Source organism: Streptomyces murinus (assembly GCF_002154555.1).
In the GTDB taxonomy this organism is placed as follows: domain Bacteria; phylum Actinomycetota; class Actinomycetes; order Streptomycetales; family Streptomycetaceae; genus Streptomyces; species Streptomyces murinus.
In genome coordinates, this window is the sequence record NZ_MUNF01000977.1 from 1 (window position 1) to 738 (window position 738).

At 73.3% G+C, this 738-nt stretch carries 2 protein-coding genes; both read left to right on the forward strand.

Annotated elements, in window-relative coordinates; genetic code table 11:
* The first annotated feature begins 77 nt into the window (after nucleotides 1-77).
* The gene (locus CCN72_RS37050) at nucleotides 78-335 is read left to right on the forward strand and encodes a DUF5988 family protein (protein ID WP_086812672.1); all 258 of its coding nucleotides are present in this window, start codon (nucleotides 78-80) and stop codon (nucleotides 333-335) included.
* Nucleotides 336-350: 15 nt separating this feature from the next.
* On the forward strand, nucleotides 351-738 hold a 388-nt coding region (locus tag CCN72_RS37055; protein WP_483027298.1), incomplete at its 3' end, for an NsdA family TPR-like regulatory protein.

Consider the following 738-nt stretch of genomic DNA (forward strand, 5'->3'; position numbering starts at 1 on the left):
CTGCCGGCCGCGGCCGGCAGCGACGCACCGCCTGCCGGCCGGCCGCCGCCGCTCACGTACCGACAAGGAACACCGCCATGACCGTCTTTGCCGAACCGGCCGAGGACATCGCCTCGGCCCACGCCCGACAGCAGCTCGTCCTCCTCGAAGGCGCCGGCCGCGGTCCCGCAGGGCTCATGCGGCTCACCCGCGGCACCACCGCCCTGTCCGACCGGGTGACCGTCGCCTTCTACGGCCGTCACCAGCACTTCACCCGCACCCAGGAGACCCGCACCGTGTCCGGCCTCGAGGTACCGCTGTACCGCTGGACCTACAGCACCGCCATCGCGGAATAGCACCCGAGGCAAGGAATGGCACACCGTCACGCCAACGACCGGCTGGCCGCCCTGCTGCGGGAAGCCGGCTGGACCAACGGGGAACTCGCCCACGCGGTCAACACCCTCGGGGCGGCGGAGGGACTCTCGCTGCGCTACGACCGCACCTCCGTCGCCCACTGGCTCTCCGGCACCAGACCCAGACCGCCGGTGCCCGACCTGGTCGCGGCGGCCCTCACCCAGCGCACCGGACGGCTCGTCATCGCCGAGGACACCGGCTTCTTCCCCCAGGCGTACGAGCGCGATCCGCTGCCCGGCACCGATCCCGGGCACAGCGCCCTGACCGAGCTGATAGCCCTGTGCCGCCAGGACTGCGATCCCGTCCAGCGGGCGGCGCTCACCTCGGCGACGTTCCGCCCCGCCC